Annotated in this window: 12 protein-coding genes; 4 read left to right on the plus strand and 8 right to left on the minus strand. The window is 44.1% G+C overall.

All coding sequences use genetic code 11. The features are described from left to right. Nucleotides 1–92: 92 nt before the first annotated feature. Entirely contained in the window at nucleotides 93–1,010 is a 918-nt protein-coding gene (locus FBB35_RS09835) for a polysaccharide deacetylase family protein (protein ID WP_174709478.1), read from the minus strand. 591 nt (nucleotides 1,011–1,601) lie between these two features. Here FBB35_RS09835 and FBB35_RS09840 point away from each other — a divergent pair. Then, entirely contained in the window at nucleotides 1,602–2,114 is a 513-nt protein-coding gene (locus tag FBB35_RS09840; protein ID WP_254625897.1) for a DUF3122 domain-containing protein, read from the plus strand. A 205-nt stretch (nucleotides 2,115–2,319) separates the two neighbouring features. On the opposite strand, the gene FBB35_RS35445 is transcribed toward FBB35_RS09840, so the two are convergent. The 7 genes from FBB35_RS35445 to grpE form a co-directional block, all read right to left on the minus strand. After that, nucleotides 2,320–2,454 carry a hypothetical protein gene (locus tag FBB35_RS35445; protein ID WP_302481006.1) on the minus strand — a complete coding sequence of 45 codons (135 nt, stop codon included), beginning with the start codon at nucleotides 2,452–2,454 and terminating at the stop codon, nucleotides 2,320–2,322. A 148-nt stretch (nucleotides 2,455–2,602) separates the two neighbouring features. Then, the gene (locus FBB35_RS09850) at nucleotides 2,603–4,192 is read right to left on the minus strand and encodes a glycoside hydrolase family 57 protein (RefSeq protein WP_174709479.1); all 1,590 of its coding nucleotides are present in this window, start codon (nucleotides 4,190–4,192) and stop codon (nucleotides 2,603–2,605) included. A gap of 609 nt (nucleotides 4,193–4,801) precedes the next feature. Then, on the minus strand, nucleotides 4,802–5,899 hold the full coding sequence (gene rsgA, locus FBB35_RS09855) for a small ribosomal subunit biogenesis GTPase RsgA (protein ID WP_174709480.1): 1,098 nt from the start codon (nucleotides 5,897–5,899) through the stop codon (nucleotides 4,802–4,804). Further along, nucleotides 5,896–6,153 carry a sulfurtransferase TusA family protein gene (locus tag FBB35_RS09860; protein WP_174709481.1) on the minus strand — a complete coding sequence of 86 codons (258 nt, stop codon included), beginning with the start codon at nucleotides 6,151–6,153 and terminating at the stop codon, nucleotides 5,896–5,898. Before FBB35_RS09860 ends, rsgA begins: the two co-directional genes overlap by 4 nt. Then, nucleotides 6,153–7,280 carry a molecular chaperone DnaJ gene (gene dnaJ, locus FBB35_RS09865; RefSeq protein WP_174709482.1) on the minus strand — a complete coding sequence of 376 codons (1,128 nt, stop codon included), beginning with the start codon at nucleotides 7,278–7,280 and terminating at the stop codon, nucleotides 6,153–6,155. Before dnaJ ends, FBB35_RS09860 begins: the two co-directional genes overlap by 1 nt. 802 nt (nucleotides 7,281–8,082) lie before the next feature. Then, nucleotides 8,083–10,041, minus strand: coding sequence for a molecular chaperone DnaK (dnaK, locus tag FBB35_RS09870; RefSeq protein WP_174709483.1), 1,959 nt, complete (start codon nucleotides 10,039–10,041; stop codon nucleotides 8,083–8,085). 225 nt (nucleotides 10,042–10,266) lie between these two features. Then, a complete protein-coding gene (gene grpE, locus FBB35_RS09875; RefSeq protein WP_174709484.1) occupies nucleotides 10,267–11,016 on the minus strand; it encodes a nucleotide exchange factor GrpE in 750 nt (249 codons plus the stop codon). Between the two features lie 451 nt (nucleotides 11,017–11,467). Here grpE and FBB35_RS09880 point away from each other — a divergent pair, with 451 nt between their 5' ends. The 3 genes from FBB35_RS09880 (at nucleotide 11,468) to FBB35_RS09890 (ending at nucleotide 16,041) form a co-directional block, all read left to right on the plus strand. Beyond that, entirely contained in the window at nucleotides 11,468–13,474 is a 2,007-nt protein-coding gene (locus tag FBB35_RS09880; protein WP_174709485.1) for a GspE/PulE family protein, read from the plus strand. A gap of 100 nt (nucleotides 13,475–13,574) precedes the next feature. Further along, a complete protein-coding gene (locus tag FBB35_RS09885; protein WP_174709486.1) occupies nucleotides 13,575–14,702 on the plus strand; it encodes a type IV pilus twitching motility protein PilT in 1,128 nt (375 codons plus the stop codon). Between the two features lie 115 nt (nucleotides 14,703–14,817). Further along, nucleotides 14,818–16,041 (plus strand): type II secretion system F family protein, encoded by a 1,224-nt coding sequence (locus FBB35_RS09890; RefSeq protein ID WP_174709487.1) that lies wholly within the window; start codon nucleotides 14,818–14,820, stop codon nucleotides 16,039–16,041. Nucleotides 16,042–16,141 lie beyond the last annotated feature (100 nt).

The following is a 16,141-nucleotide window of genomic DNA, read 5'->3' on the forward strand; positions in this document are numbered from 1 at the left end:
ACACAAAATTTCGCGTCTCTACAAGGGTTCTGAATAACGCATATTTAATTTCTGGAGATGCCCAATAGTTTAGTTTGTCACTGATGATTAAACTAATGGTCTGGATGTTCATGATTTGTGACTACAGATGATACTGGCGTTACTGCACTTTCTTCTTGAGCTTGCATGTCCAGTAATTGGGGAATTGTTACAAATCGATAGCCTTGGGCCTTCAAACCTGCGATCATTTCTGGTAAAGCTTTGACAGATTTAGAACGATTACCGCCCCCATCATGCAACAGTACGATTGCACCTGGTTTTGCATATTTCAGCACATTTTTAACTAGCATTGGCACTTGAGGCGAACGACGTTCAGCATCTCCCGACTGTTCTGACCACATCATGACAGTGTACTTCTCGTTTCTAGCATATTTGGCTAGTCCATTATTCAGAAAGCCGCCAGGGGGACGAAACAGAGTCGTTTTCTCTCCTGTCGTCTTATAAATAATATCTGCTGTGCGGTCAATTTCACTAGCCGCAGTCGCTCCATCCATTTGAAAATACCAATGATGCCATGTATGATTACCAATTACGTGACCATCAACAGCCACTTGCTTGGCAATCTGGGGAAAATATTTCACCATTTCTCCAACCATGAAGAATGTTGCCTTAATATTATTTTTCTTCAAAATTTCTAAAACCTGCACCGTATTTTTTGGGCCAGGGCCATCATCAAAAGTTAAGGCGATGACTTTCTCATTTGCTTTTAGTTTTGCTTGATAAACAATTGTTCCCTGAAAAGGCTTTGGTACTTCATTCATCTGGTCTGTAGCCGGAGTGATAGAATGTGCATCTGCACTCATTGCCCTACCTAAACTCGTTTTAGTACTCTCACCTTTTGGCTTTTGAATTCCCAACAGACGGTCAAGTTTAGTTGTGCCTGCAAGCAGACTGATACCCACACTACTTACACCAGCAATCAATGCAATAGTTATTACCTTTAGGAACGGCGATAATTTACGATTAGACACATTAAATCTCCTTAAATATTAGTTGTTGAGCATTGGGAAGAAGAGGCAGAGGGGTAGGGGGAAGGGTGCAGAGGAGAGGAGAGGAATTTTCCCCTTTCTCCTTGCTTCCCTACTCACCACTTATATCACTCGTACTCGGTTGTAAATTAACATATCTGCTGCTAAAAGAAAAAAGAATAAAATACCTTGAAACATCCTAGCTAAAGCTAAAGGAAGTCTTAATTTAATCTGCACTAATTTGCTGCCTACTTACAAAAGTGCCATAAGAAGACTGGATAAAATAATACCTGATGGGTTTAACCAACCAATAAAAGCAGCAATGATGGCAGTATAACCGTAACCAGGAGAAATGCTAGGGCAGAATTGACCAATAGAACCGAGACTTAGCACACACCAGCTAAATCTGATAATCCACTGCTAATTAAGAAAGTTAGCCAAATGATGCTTAAGCATAGGCCATCTTAGACATCGCTATTTATCCCAGCATACACCGCAGCCTTTAGACTAGAATGGTTGCTTTGACAGTTAATTCTGACATCTTGGTGAAGCTTCCCCGGCTCTGCTTCTGAATTCTGCTGTAAAATATGTTAGATGAAGCGAAAATTTCAACAATATTTTTGGCGTTGTGCCTTAATAGTGTTTTTAACATTAACTGGATGTGGATGGGGTGTGGAGTCAGCACAAGCACTATTGCGTCAACATCATGATTATCCCGGTATCTTACGCTACCATTCACAAGTATCTATCAAAGATGAAAAAGGATATGCTTGGCAAGTACTGCTGTTCAAACAGAATTACACCAGTGCAGTAAAAGATTTACGGTTGCGCTTAGTTGCTTTTCCGGGTGTCGTTGAAATTGCTCACCCCCAACCATTGTTAATTGAGACAGTAGCCGGAAAATTACTCAGTGCATCGGATGCTTATGCTTTAACTGCACCTGTCCCCAATGTGGGGGAATATAACTTAACTGATATCTTACCGAAATTGCCAACAACTGATGCGCTCAAAGTCTATGTGCCTCTCTCTAATGGACAGCAATTGATTCTCAACATATCCAACACTGTAGTCACTGAGTGGCAATGGCTAGTTACAGAAATTGATTAGTAAAAGCATTCAATAGAAGAAGAACCCAATAGTGATGGGGGCATAATTACTGCCTGCGGAGGCAAAAATCCTGTCATATACTTATAGAAACCATTTGACATCTTAGGAAGGGTCTGCAAGCCTCTTAATCATTAGCCTGATGAAGCAGAGGTTGAGTTTGGTAGTGGCACCAGTCAGGGTTCGTTCAAAGTTCTTAACCAGAATTTTACAACGCTCCATCCAAGCATTGGAGCGCTCGATCACCCCGAAAGGCTACTGCCGGAACAAATCCACATTTTTCTTGTGCAGCTTTCTCTTGTTTTGAGGGTTTCGTAGAAAGTTGAAACTGGATTTTGGTCATGATCTCCGGGTAAATCTGCTCTAACTCCTGAGTCAAATATTCTGGGTGATACCCGTGGTCTAGTAGGATTGGTAAAATGAATACTCCTCACTACTAATATAGGGTAGGCAATGCCCACCCTACTAATGTTGATTACTTTATGTGAAGACTATAGCGGACGGTAGACGCGATAGTTGATTTCGGGGAAGATATTATCCATTAACTCGACTTTTTCCAACCAACCACTGTCAACTTTGCCGACTTTCACATCTTCGTAAAGCTTGTTGAACCGCATCAGGTGCGATCGCGTCCGTCTAATTGCATAGGGTACCATTGTTCCCGTCCGCATAATAAATGCCCAGTCAGAAGATTGTGCTAATAACAATTCCCGCGCCGCTTGGTTGAGTGCTTTCCACTGCAATTCATCCTCTGGTTCCAAATGCGATATTTCAATCATCCGTTCCGCAGCTTTGTGCAAATGCGGATAAATCCATGCATTGGTTTCGTTCAACCAATATTCGTGGAAACCCTTGAAACCCCAACTTGACTGCGAAGGACGACAGACTTGCTGTGTCGGCTGATCTCGCAAATAGTCTGCTAAATGAGTCATTTGATATGTTTTTTGGTCATACCACGACTTGCGGAATAAGTAATCGATAAACCAGGGGCCTTCATACCACCAATGTCCAAATAACTCTGCGTCATAAGGCGAAACGATAATTGGCGGGCGCTGCATTATACCATAGAGATGCTCAGATTGCCGCTCTCGGTTATACATAAAGTTGTCAGCATGTTCTGCTGCCTTTTCCCTAGCCCAATAAGGATCGTAGAGTGCCTTATCTGATAAACCTAAGCCACGCCCCGTAATTTTGTGATACTTAATGCCCGTGTTTTTCCGTTGTCCATTGGGCATAATGTAGGGCTTGATGTACTCATATTCTGCTTCCCAGCCCAAATCTTTGTAAAATTCTCGATATTCTGCCGCCCCAGGATAGCCCACCTCAGAAGACCATACCTGTTGGGAGGATTCATGATCTCGACCAAAGACAGCAACACCAGTTTCTGTATAAATTGGCGCATAAGTCCCAAAGCGCGGACGGGGACGGGCGTAAAGAATGCCATGCCCATCTGTGAGGAAGTAGCGTAATCCAGCATCAGCTAGCATCCGGTCTAAACCTTCATAGTAGGCGCATTCCGGCAACCAAATGCCTCTGGGTGCTTGTCCAAAGTTTTGTTCGTAATGCTCACAGGCTACCTGGATTTGCGCCCACACCGCCTCTGGATACATTTTCATCAACGGTAAATAGCCATGGGTAGCGCCGCAGGTGATAATTTCCAGGTTATTACTGTCTTGGAACCCCTTAAAAGCTGTCACCAAGTCACCGTTGTAGCGTTCCCATAGCTGACGCGCTTCGCTAAACTCAGTAGCGTAATGTTCGGCTAAATAACGAAGATGCCCGTTATTGACATTATGTTCTGCTTCTAGTTGTATAAGTTCTTCTAGTTGGGCTAGGTGTGCTTCATAGCGTTCTTGAAGCAGAGGATCGCGAAGCATTGACACCAAAGGGGGTGTCATACTCATCGTGATTTTAAAGTCAATACCGTCTCGCTTTAAGCCTTCAAATACTTTCAATAAGGGGATGTAAGTTTCTGTGATGGCTTCATAGAGCCATTCTTCCTCCAGCACGTAGTCACTTTCTGGGTGACGAACGAAGGGCAGATGTGCGTGGAGTACAAGCGCGACGTAGCCGATAGACATAGTGATTTTGGGGTGATACTTGTAAGTTGAAGGTCGAGAGGTTTGGCTGAAATTAACAATATTTTAAGACTTTATGGGAATCGTAAGAATAGTTTTCAATTGAGTTCAATGCAGTATTTGTGAGAGTACAACATTGTTGTGCCTTCACCGCCTTTTATTATTAACTAGTTGTATAGCAAGGGACTGGGGACTGGGTGAAAAGTCTTTTTGCGTCTAAGTTTCATCATCTGTTGATGTCCTAACCACCTTGGCTATTGCTATAAAACCTGCCTATTTGTTTATTGTATAATTTTGTATTGAAAATATTTACTCAGGTTCAATGCCTGCTGATCATAAGCGTTCTGCCAATTTGTCAGCTAATGCACCATCAACAATTCAAGGTGCGTTAATCTACTGCATAACACACCCTCTTTCTACTTAAAATTTATATTTCTTCATATAAATTGAATTTTTATATCGCCCACTTAATTTGACTCTGGGCTTGCTTCTTCTTCTGGGTTAAAAAACGTAATTCCTCAGACAAAATAGTTTTTCTGTTTGTATCCAAACTATGGCGACAACCCTTTTCATAGAAGGGCGTAGCGCAGCCCGTCGTAGACATTGCACCTTTTATTCTTCATCCCGATATAACTCTTGCAAGTCTTGTAACTGAGTCTTCCGAGAAATCCGGCGATATTTTTTACTTTCTAGCTTGGGTTCGTATTGACTCTGCCCTTTGCCTTTGCTTTTGCTTTTTAACTTCATGGTAGATTCTGGATCGGCTTGTTCGTGTAGCTGTGTTTGATGAGCGATCGCCGCGTCCAAAAATTCTAAATAATGTTCATATCGTTCCCAGTCTCCCCGCACCGCACACTCAGGCTCGTCTCGATGCAGACAATCACTAAACCGACAGCTAGCAACTGCTAACCGCTTTCTAGCTTCTGGGAAATAATGGATTAATTCTTCTGGTATACAATCCATATCCGGCTGATTAAAGCCGGGAGTATCTGCCAGTAAACCACCCTTAGGTAACTCAAATAATTCTATATGGCGAGTGGTATGGCGACCACGAGCTAATTTACCAGAAACTTCTCCGACTCGCAGCTTGGCAGAGTCAATCAGCGTATTAATCAGGCTGGATTTACCCACGCCAGAAGGCCCAGCAATTACAGTAATTTTATTACTCAAATATCTGGCGGCTTGCTCAGTATTTATACCATCTTTAACACTGATAAATATTGGTTGATAGCCCCATCCAAGAAGGCGATCGCTAACTTTTTGCTGTTCTGGCTCTGAAATTAAATCACTTTTATTCAAACATAAAAGCACATCCAACCCAGTAGACTCAGCCTTAATTAGAAACCTGCTCAGTTGATAGGGTTCCAAAGGCGGATCGGCTACGGCAAATACCAAAAGGATTTGGTTGACATTGGCGATCGCGGGACGATCTAATTCGCTGTGACGGGGTAACACCTCAGCGATCGCTCCGCGTCCCCCAGCCCAATCTGGCTCTTCAACCACAACGCGATCGCCTACCATCACCTGTTGTCCGATTTTTTTCAGGCGTGTCCGGCGAGTACAGAGGAGGAGAGGGGGATAAGGAAGATGAGAATCGCGATCGTTCATCTCCCTCATCTCCCCCTGTTTTTGATCCAGCTGTACTCGGTAAAAATTAGCCTGTACAGCCACCACCGTACCCAATAACTGTCCAGTTGCGGCATCTGTCATTGGCTAACAACTGGACGGCGCACTAACAGAGAAAAATAACTAGTGCAGTCTGTAATTTCTTCAACCTGATAACCTGCCATTGTCAGACTATCAGGAACCTGCTCAATCGGCTCACCAGGGTCTAGCCAGACTTCTAGTAAACCTCCCAATGGCATTTTTTCCAAACATAATTTTGTCCGCACGAAATTAATCGGGCAAGGGGTGCCGCGTAAATCAAGTTGAGCATCGGGAGTTGAAACAGAAGAGGGCTTCATCACTTAAATAAATTTCCCAAGAATCCTTCTAGACCACCTTTACCAGTGCGATCGCCCTTAATTTTAGCTAGCTTCTCCAATAGTTCCCTCTCCTCTGGGGTGACTTTGTTGGGAATATCAATTAATACGTTTAGCATGTGATCCCCACGACTGACTGGATTACCTAAGCGAGGTACGCCGCGATTTTCCAACTTCATCACCGTATTCGGCTGAGTTCCGGCTGGAATAATCAATTCTACAGGGCCATCTACCGTATCTACCTCTAATCGGCAACCTAAAATCGCTTGCAGGTAGCTAATTTTGATTTCCGAGAGAATATTAATGCCATCCCGTTGGAATTCTTCGTCCTCATTTACGAACAAGTAAACGTACAAATCTCCAGGAGGACCACTACGTTGACCGGCATCTCCTTCACTAGAAATCCGCAAGCGAGTGCCATTATCCACCCCAGCCGGAATGGTAATTTTGAGTTTCTTGGTGACTTGATTTGCGCCCTTCCCATCACAGGCATCACACTTGTCTTCGATTACCATCCCTGTCCCATTACAGGTGGGACAAGTCGAGACTTGAGTGAAACTGCCAAAGGGTGTTCTCGTGACACGGCGAACTTGACCCGATCCGCTACAAGTCGAACAAGTCCGGGGGCGGGTTCCAGGTTTAGCACCAGAACCGCTACAGACTTCACAATTTTCTAAATGTGAAATACGAATTTCTTTTTCGCCACCAAATACCGCTTCCCGAAAGTCTAACTTCAGGTCTAGTCGCAGATCATCGCCCCTCGCAGGCCCACTGCGCCGTCTTTGTTGCGTGGGACTACCCATACCGCCAGCAAAGCCACTAAAAATGCTTTCAAAAATATCGGCAAAACCACCCATATCGCCGACATCTTGGAAGCCAGCGCCAGCACCTGACACACCCTCTGGCCCAAAGCGATCGTAACGAGCGCGGGTTTCTGGTTCCGAGAGTACCTCATAAGCGCGGTTAATTTCTTTAAAGCGATCCTCCGCCCCCGGCTCTTTGTTCACATCTGGGTGATACTTCCGGGCTAAACGGCGATAAGCTTGCTTGAGTTCTTCTTTGTCGGTGTCACGAGAGACACCCAGGATTTCATAATAGTCGCGGGCCATATAGCAAAGGTAAAAGTTAGAAGGAAGAAAGCAGAAGTCAGCAGAACATCACTCACGGTCACTTGCTACTTTACGGTAAGGCGTTTTGCTTTACAGAATATGTAAGAGCAATACACTATCCTTTAAAGGGCGACTTGCCGGAGGTCAGGCAGAAGGTAAAATTAATTTTTGTTAATAACTGATTTTACCCTTTACCTTTTACAAAAATCACCGACAAATCTTGAGCAACAGGTGCTTTCCTCGTGGGAGACGACAAAAGCTATAGAAGTTCTGATCAGGGGAAGCCGCTGCTCAGACTTCATCACTGCCGAGTCGGTTGTCTCTTTTACAATTGTGCTACGTAGGAGAGGAAAACCCCGCCCATTAACCAGAGGTGCTAGCCGCACCATTCGGTGTGGAAAACCACCCTTATGCAATGGAAGTGCATCTGAATCGGCATACTGCCTAGCAGTAATTTGCTTCTACAATCTAGCAAACCCCTGGGGTCTTGTGAAACTTCGCTAAATCTATAATCAATATTAAGTATTTTAAAATGTCTTAATAAAAATCTGCAACTTAGGGGAATTGGGAAGAAGCAGGGGAGCAGGGGGAAAAGAGGCATTGGGAATTGGGAATTGAGAATTGGGCATCGATAAGAGATAGGGGCGACAAGGAAGAGGGGGGAGACTTGGGAGAGACTTGTTGAATAATTCTCCCTTTATCCTCCCTGTCCCGCTTGTCCCCCTTGTCCTCCTTGTCCTCCTTGTCCCCCTCATCCTCCTAATCTCCCCTGCTCCCTGCTCCCTGCTCCCCTACCTCTTCCCTAATCTATCGCCTCATAATCAACCTGTGTAGTACTTTCTTCGTCAAAATCAAAGTTGAATTGTGGTATTAGTGTACCGTTCATTGGTGAGTCTACTTCTGGGGTAAAAAGACTAGCTGAAGCCTCCTCAATCTCATCTGTTTGGCTGTTAGCTCGGTTATAGACATCAGCACCAATTGCAAACAGTGTTTGTTGGAAGTCGTCTAAGCGCTGCTTAAACTCCACAGTCGAGATAGCGGAGTCAATCATTGCAGCTTGGAGTTGTAAAGCTTTTTCACTAGCCAAAGTCTTCATCTGCTCGCCGATAAAGTTGCTATTATCCTTAATCGTAGATTCGTAACTAAACAACAGATTATCTGCTTGGTTTTTGAATTCAACCAGTTCTTTACGTCTTCTATCTTCTTCAGAAAATAGTTCGGCCTCTTGGCGCATCCGTTCAACTTCGTTAGTACTCAAGCCACCTGTATTGGTAATCCTGATACTCTGTTCTCTACCTGTGCCTTTGTCTTGGGCAGAAACCTTCAGGATGCCGTTGACATCAATTTCAAAAGATACTTCAATTTGCGGCACACCACGGGGCGATGGCGGAATTCCTGCTAGCAGAAACTTGCCAAGACTCTTGTTATCCCGTGACATTGCCCGTTCACCTTGGAGAATGTGAATTTCTACCGAGGTTTGCCCATCAACTGCTGTGGAAAAAATTTGTGACTTACTAGTAGGAATTGTGGTGTTGCGTTCAATAATTTTGGTGAATACTTCACCCAAGGTTTCAATCCCTAAAGACAGGGGGGTGACATCCAATAGTAAAAGATTATCGACTTCCCCACCCAAGACTCCTGCTTGGATAGCTGCTCCCAATGCTACCGCTTCGTCAGGGTTGATAGAGCGATCAGGAGCTTTGCCGTTGAAAAATTTAATCAGCGCGTTTTGGACTGCGGGAATTCGGGTAGAACCACCTACTAAAATAATCCGATCTATGGCTGATGGTTTGAGCTCCGCATCTTTGAGTGCTTGGATCATTGGTTCGATGGTCGCTTCAATTAATTGTCCTGCAAGCTCTTCAAATTTAGAGCGACTGAGTTCCATTTCCAGATGCTTTGGACCGGTTTCATCAGCCGTGATAAACGGCAAGTTGATGGAGGTATTTACCATGCTGGAGAGTTCAATTTTTGCCTTTTCTGCTGCTTCCCGTAGGCGTTGCAATGCCATCTTATCTTTGGAAAGGTCGATTTTCTCGTCTTGCTGAAAGCGTTCCATCATCCAACGCACGATCGCATTATCAAAGTCGTCTCCACCCAAATGGTTGTTACCACAAGTTGCCTTAACTTCAAAAACGCCATCCCCAAGTTGCAGGATCGATACGTCGAAAGTCCCGCCTCCCAAGTCGAATACTAAAATTAGCTGCTCTTGGTCTTGCTTTTCCAATCCGAAAGCTAAAGCCGCAGCTGTTGGTTCATTGATGATTCGCAGGACTTCTAATCCGGCAATTGTGCCAGCATCTTTAGTGGCTTGTCTTTGAGCATCCGTAAAATATGCGGGTACCGTGATCACTGCTTGCGTGACTTCTTCACCCAAGAAGTTTTCCGCATCCTGCTTCAGCTTTTGCAGGATCATGGCGGATAGTTCTTGTGGCGTGTAGTTTTTTGAGCGAATTTGAACATCGACGGTATCATCTCGACCTTTGACACAGTTGTAGGGGACGCGATCGCGTTCTATGTCAGTGTCTTCCCAACGTCGTCCGATAAATCGTTTAATACTGTAAATTGTGTTTTCCGCATTGGTTACGGCTTGGCGCTTTGCCAATTGACCAACCAAGCGATCGCCACTCTTCCCAAATCCCACAATACTTGGAGTAGTTCGTCCACCTTCAGAATTGGAGATCACCAGTGGTTGACCGCCCTCCAAAACTGCGACGCAACTGTTGGTAGTGCCTAAATCGATTCCAATAACTTTTCCCATATTAGCCAGTATTTTTACTGAGTCTTTCTGCTTTAGTATGTCGCGGACTGACTTTTTTATATGAACCAAGGCTAGCGGATAACATCTGTGGAACCCATATTGCTGGTAGCAAGAGAGAAGTTGAAACACAGAGAGTTATCCAAAGCCTTGTCCAAGTTTTAGGCACGCGATGCCCGTCCTTGCTATAACCAGGCACTTTTGGTCAGCGAGACGAGCGACTACAGCTTAACTGAAGGCTTGACTCGACTGATCTTCCTCCGTAGAAGGTGTATCTTCCTTTGGAGCAGCTACTTTGACCATTGCATGGCGTAGCACGCGATCGCCCAAGTAATATCCGCGCACTAACTCTTCTAACACTGTTCCTTCAGGATGTTCATCCGTAGGTTCCCGCATTACTGCTTCGTGCAGGTTAGGATCGAATTCTTGACCTTCAGGACGCATTGGTGACACACCCAACCGCTTGAGGCTATCTACTAATTGTTTGTAAACGCCTTGGTAGCTTTTGTGCATGGTCATTTCGCCATCAGATTGTGGTTTGAGGTGCGATCGCGCCCGCTCAAAATTATCGACCACTGGCAGCAATTCTAGAATCGTGTTCCGCTTCATCTGCGTCTCTAGCTCTTCTTTTTCTTTGCTAGTGCGTTTCCGGTAATTCTCAAAATCAGCAGCAATCCGCATATATTGAGTACTACGCTCTTCTAGCTGTGTTTTGAGAGACTCAATTTGTTGAGTCAGTTCTGCCAAAGCTGCCGTTTCCACTCCAGTGTTCTCGGTTGCAGCAACACCAGTTTCTGGATTGAAAGTAGCTGCATCTCCCGATACATTAGTTTGGGCTGACACTTGCTCTGTCACCTCGCTACCAGATTCATTGAAATTAATTTGGGCTGGGAAGTCACTCTTCATTGCTTGCTTTACCTCTGTTGGTTCACCCAATTGCTGGCTAGTATTGTTTATCTGTTTATTTTCATCCATCATTGTCCACTCATTCCAGATGCTTGCTATTTATGGCAGTGTATCTCCATTGCTTGCAACCGTCCTCATCCACGACTTGCAACTGAGGCTGATTTTATTGCCGACAAGTTTCTGGAAGTGATGTAACCATTTTCTTATTGTGACAAATGGTGAACACGTTAGCGTAGGCACTATTAAGGCGGGAACCCGAACGAGTAGTGTACCTCTAGGAGTGAGTAATTTGAAGGAGTGGCGCTTAATCTCATTCGCCCCTATGACTAAAAATTTGTTGATTGAGTGAGTCAAGAATTGATATTTTCTCTACTATTACTTATTTTTCACTCACCATTTAGCGAGAACTCCGAATAACAGTTTTCGTTGCTCAGAAGTTCAATGACTTTTTTGGCAAATGAGAATTCTATCTCACAGGCTGGGAATACTTTAAGCAGAGGTTCCCCTACTCATTCGCTCATTTATGACTTACTCGTCACCACAACGGCGCAGTACCGCTCTAACTACCAGAACAGAGTTTTCGCCCTTTGGCAACAAGCTAGTGCAATCTGGCTATGTCAATACCGAACAGATGAGGCAGGCACTAATTGAAAGCCGCAAATCTGGCCGACCCTTAACGGAAGTACTAGAGTCAATTACTGGGCAACAACTATCACCTGAGTTGCTCAGGCAATACAAAAAACAGCAGCTATTTGAACTTAAAATACTATACGGTGTTGAATTTCTAGATCCGGAAGTCAACTCCATTGGCAACACGATGATGGGGAACCTGATTGAAACCCTCATCCCAGTAGATATCTGCCGTCGCCATCGTTTAGTACCACTGTCGAAACACGAAGACCAAACCCCGCCCTCAGTTTTAGTGGCGATGGTCGCTCCAGATAATCTAGAGGCTTCCGATGACCTGAACCGCATCTTGCGCCCCCAAGGTTTGGCATTGCAGCGCATGGTGATTACACAGGAAGACTACCAGCAGCTAATCAACCAATATCTGGATGAAATGGCTGTTAAGCAAAAGCATCTGGAACAAGAAAAGTTTACAGATATTAATCAGGATTTAGAAAACCTTGGAAATCTCGATATTTCGGATGCTCCTGAAGAAATGGAGGCCGATCTAGGAGCAGCGATGAAGGGTGCAGAGGATGCTCCAGTCATCAACCTAGTGAACAGAATCCTGGCTAAAGCCTTGCATGAGGGCGTTTCTGACATTCATATCGAACCACAAGAAGAAAACTTACGCATTCGCTTTCGGAAGGATGGGGTACTCCGTGAAGCTTTCGATCCCCTACCGAAAAAAATCATCCCGGCGGTGACAGCCCGATTTAAAATCATCTCGAATCTAGACATTGCCGAACGCCGTTTACCCCAAGATGGACGCATCCGGCGGCTGTTTGAGGGACGTAAGGTGGATTTCCGCGTGAATACCTTGCCCAGTCGCTACGGGGAAAAGGTGGTGCTGCGGATTTTGGATAACTCTTCAACACAACTGGGATTAGATAAGTTAATTACCGATCCAGAGACTTTACATATTGTCCAGGATATGGTGAGCCGCCCCTTTGGTCTAATTTTGGTGACTGGGCCAACTGGTTCTGGGAAAACAACCTCGCTGTATTCTGCACTATCAGAAAAGAATGATCCCGGAATTAATATCAGTACTGTGGAAGACCCAATTGAGTACAGTCTTCCAGGGATTACTCAAGTACAGGTGATTCGGGAAAAAGGGCTGGATTTTGCGACTGCGTTGCGGGCTTTCTTGCGGCAAGATCCAGATGTGCTACTGGTGGGTGAAACGCGGGATAAGGAAACGGCAAAAACAGCAATTGAGGCTGCCTTGACTGGTCACTTGGTATTAACTACCTTACACACCAATGATGCCCCAGGTGCGATCGCTCGTTTGGGAGAAATGGGCATTGAGCCTTTCATGGTTTCTAGTTCTTTAATTGGCGTTCTAGCTCAACGTTTGGTGCGGCGCGTATGTTCTGAATGTCGTATTCCCTACACTCCTACAACCGAGGAACTGGCTCGGTATGGTTTATCAGCTTCTTCTGATGTGGGAGTCACCTTCTATAAAGCTAACACCTTGACATTAGATGCGATCGCAGATGCCAAAGCCAAAAATCAGCTTTGCTCAAAATGTAATGGTGTTGGCTACAAAGGTCGTTGTGGTGTTTATGAAGTCATGCGAGTCACCGAAACCCTGCAAACTCTGATCAACGAAGATGCACCCACGGAACGCATCAAGGAAGTGGCAATAGAAGAGGGTATGAAAACCTTGCTGGCTTACAGCTTGGACTTAGTGCGCGAGGGTTCCACCACTTTAGAAGAAGTAGAACGAGTGACGTTTACTGATACTGGTTTGGAAGCCGAGTTAAAAGCCAAACGCAAGACTGGCCTTACCTGCCGCAGTTGTGATGCCACATTGAAACAAGAATGGCTGGATTGTCCTTATTGTATGACATCTCGATTTTGAGACTAGTCATTGGTCATTGGTCATTAGTTGATGCTTAGTAACTTTAAACAAATGACAAAAGACAAAGGACAAACAATAAACATTAAAAGGAAGCAGAACTATGGAAATGATGATTGAAGATTTGATGGAACAGTTGATTGAACTGGGTGGCTCGGATATGCATTTATCCGCAGGTTTGCCTCCCTACTTCCGCATCAGTGGCAAACTCACTCCCATCGGTGAGCATGTATTGACAGCCGATCAATGTCAAAGGCTGATTTTTAGTATGCTCAACAACACCCAGCGTAAAACCTTAGAGCAAAACTGGGAACTGGATTGTTCTTATGGGGTTAAAGGTTTAGCACGTTTTCGGGTCAATGTTTATAAAGAACGTGGTTCTTATGCTGCTTGCTTACGGGCATTAAGTTCTAAGATTCCTAACTTTGAAAAATTAGGTCTGCCAGATATCGTAAGGGAAATGACAGATAAGCCCAGAGGACTAATTCTGGTGACAGGCCCTACAGGTTCCGGTAAGACAACTACCCTAGCGGCGATGATCGACTTGATTAACCGCACTAAAGCAGAGCATATTTTAACGGTGGAAGACCCAATTGAATTTGTCTACGAACCAATTAAAAGTTTAGTTCACCAACGACAACTGGGTGAAGATACTAAGAGCTTTGCTAATGCTTTGAAAGCAGCTTTGCGGGAAGATCCAGATATTGTTCTGGTGGGAGAAATGCGCGATTTGGAAACGATTTCTTTGGCGATTTCCGCAGCAGAAACAGGACACTTGGTATTCGGTACTCTCCACACCAGTTCTGCCGCCCAGACAGTTGACCGGATTATCGACGTTTTCCCCCATGAAAGACAAACCCAGGTGCGGGTACAGTTATCTAACTCGTTAGTGGCAGTATTTAGCCAAACCTTGGTGTCCAAGAAAAACCCTAAACCTGGTGAATATGGTCGGGTGATGGCTCAAGAAATTCTGATTGTCACTCCTGCTATTTCCAACTTGATTCGAGAAGGCAAAACATCTCAAATTTACTCAGCTATTCAAACTGGCGGAAAATTGGGGATGCAAACTCTGGAGAAAGTTTTAGCTGATTTTTACAAATCAGGAACGATTTCCTTTGAAGCCGCGATGTCTAAAACTTCTAAGCCAGATGAAATCCAACGTCTCATTGGGAATTCTACACCGCAAGCAGCCGCAGGTGCAAAACCCGGTGCAGCGGCCAAAGTGCATTAAAGGAACTAGGGAGATGAAGGAGATAACGGGAAAAGATAACTAAAGAGTAATAACTCCTCACTCCTAACTCCCCACTCCTCATGCCAAATGAATAACAACTATTTTGAATTTATTTATGCCAAACTTCGTTGCCCGTGTTCGTGATTCTCAAGGAAAATCTCGAACAGAAAAAATTGTTGCCGAATCCTTAGTACAAGCTCGTACTAATCTGAGAGATCAAGGTTTTGTCATCCAAGAACTCAAGCAATCTCAAGGATTTCAACCAGATATTGCCCTAAAAAAATTCCAGAATTCCTTAGTTAAGGTTTCTGTGAAAGACAAAGCCGTTTTTTCCCGTCAATTTGCCGTTTTGATGAATGCGGGTGTTGCGATAGTTAGAAGTTTAGGGGTACTTTCCGAACAGTGTAGTAATACTAAACTCAAACAAGCCCTGATTGAGATTAGCAACGATGTTCAAAGCGGAATGAATCTTTCAGAGTCAATGCGAAAGCATCCTGACTGTTTTGATGGATTATATGTGAGTATGATTCAAGCTGGTGAAGTTGGTGGTGTTCTAGACGAAGTATTAAATCGTTTAGCCAAGTTGTTAGAGGATGTTGCTCGTCTACAAAACCAAATTAAATCAGCATTGTCTTATCCAACTGTTGTGGGTTTTATAGCAGTTTCCATCTTTCTCGGTATGACCATTTTTCTTATTCCCGTTTTTGCAAAGATTTTTACAGAAATTGGAACTGAATTACCACCTCTAACCCAATTTTTGATGGACACTAGTCTATTTCTCAGAAGTCCGAAGGTTTTCGTGCTTCTCGGTATTCTTGTAGGAGGGAAAGTTGCTTTTACACAATACGGTAAAACTCCTGTTGGCCGCATAACAATTGATCGTCTTTCCCTCAAAATGCCGTTGTTTGGTGACTTAATTCAAAAATCTTCGGTTGCCCGCTTTAGCCGGACTTTTGGTTCTTTGACTCGTTCAGGTGTGCCAATTTTAACTTGCTTAGAAATTGTCAGAGATACATCAGGAAATCAGGTAATTGCCAATGCCATAGACGCAGCCCGTATGGAGATTCAACAAGGAGGTATGATTAGCCTTGCTTTACAAAGAGATAGTGTTTTTCCGGCTATGGCAATTCAAATGATTAGTATTGGAGAAGAAACTGGAGAATTAGATGCAATGTTGATGAAGGTTGCCGATTTCTATGAAGATGAAGTCGAGCAGGCAGTAAAAGCAATGACTAGTATTTTAGAACCAGTGATGATTGTAGTTCTAGGGGGGATGGTTGGAACCATTTTGCTAGCAATGTATTTGCCTATGTTTAAGGTCTTTGAAAAGCTAGGATAGAGGATTAAGAATGAAGAGTTACGAGTTAGAAGTTAGGAGTTTAAACTCTTTATTTCTGAATCCTCATTTTTAACTCTTAACTACTTAATTTTATTTCTAA

Origin of the sequence: Nostoc sp. TCL240-02, from assembly GCF_013343235.1 — a bacterium.
Lineage (GTDB): Bacteria > Cyanobacteriota > Cyanobacteriia > Cyanobacteriales > Nostocaceae > Nostoc.

Bases quoted from the DNA above. Each gene is read 5' to 3' on its own strand.
- dnaK (WP_174709483.1), bottom strand. From the start codon at position 10,041: ATGGGAAAAGTTATTGGAATCGATTTAGGCACTACCAACAGTTGCGTC.
- dnaJ (WP_174709482.1), bottom strand. From the start codon at position 7,280: ATGGCCCGCGACTATTATGAAATCCTGGGTGTCTCTCGTGACACCGAC.
- grpE (WP_174709484.1), bottom strand. From the start codon at position 11,016: ATGATGGATGAAAATAAACAGATAAACAATACTAGCCAGCAATTGGGT.
- FBB35_RS35445 (WP_302481006.1), bottom strand. From the start codon at position 2,454: ATGACCAAAATCCAGTTTCAACTTTCTACGAAACCCTCAAAACAAGAG.
- FBB35_RS09840 (WP_254625897.1), top strand. From the start codon at position 1,602: ATGAAGCGAAAATTTCAACAATATTTTTGGCGTTGTGCCTTAATAGTG.
- FBB35_RS09880 (WP_174709485.1), top strand. From the start codon at position 11,468: ATGACTTACTCGTCACCACAACGGCGCAGTACCGCTCTAACTACCAGA.
- FBB35_RS09860 (WP_174709481.1), bottom strand. From the start codon at position 6,153: ATGAAGCCCTCTTCTGTTTCAACTCCCGATGCTCAACTTGATTTACGC.
- rsgA (WP_174709480.1), bottom strand. From the start codon at position 5,899: ATGACAGATGCCGCAACTGGACAGTTATTGGGTACGGTGGTGGCTGTA.
- FBB35_RS09890 (WP_174709487.1), top strand. From the start codon at position 14,818: ATGCCAAACTTCGTTGCCCGTGTTCGTGATTCTCAAGGAAAATCTCGA.
- FBB35_RS09850 (WP_174709479.1), bottom strand. From the start codon at position 4,192: ATGTCTATCGGCTACGTCGCGCTTGTACTCCACGCACATCTGCCCTTC.
- FBB35_RS09885 (WP_174709486.1), top strand. From the start codon at position 13,575: ATGGAAATGATGATTGAAGATTTGATGGAACAGTTGATTGAACTGGGT.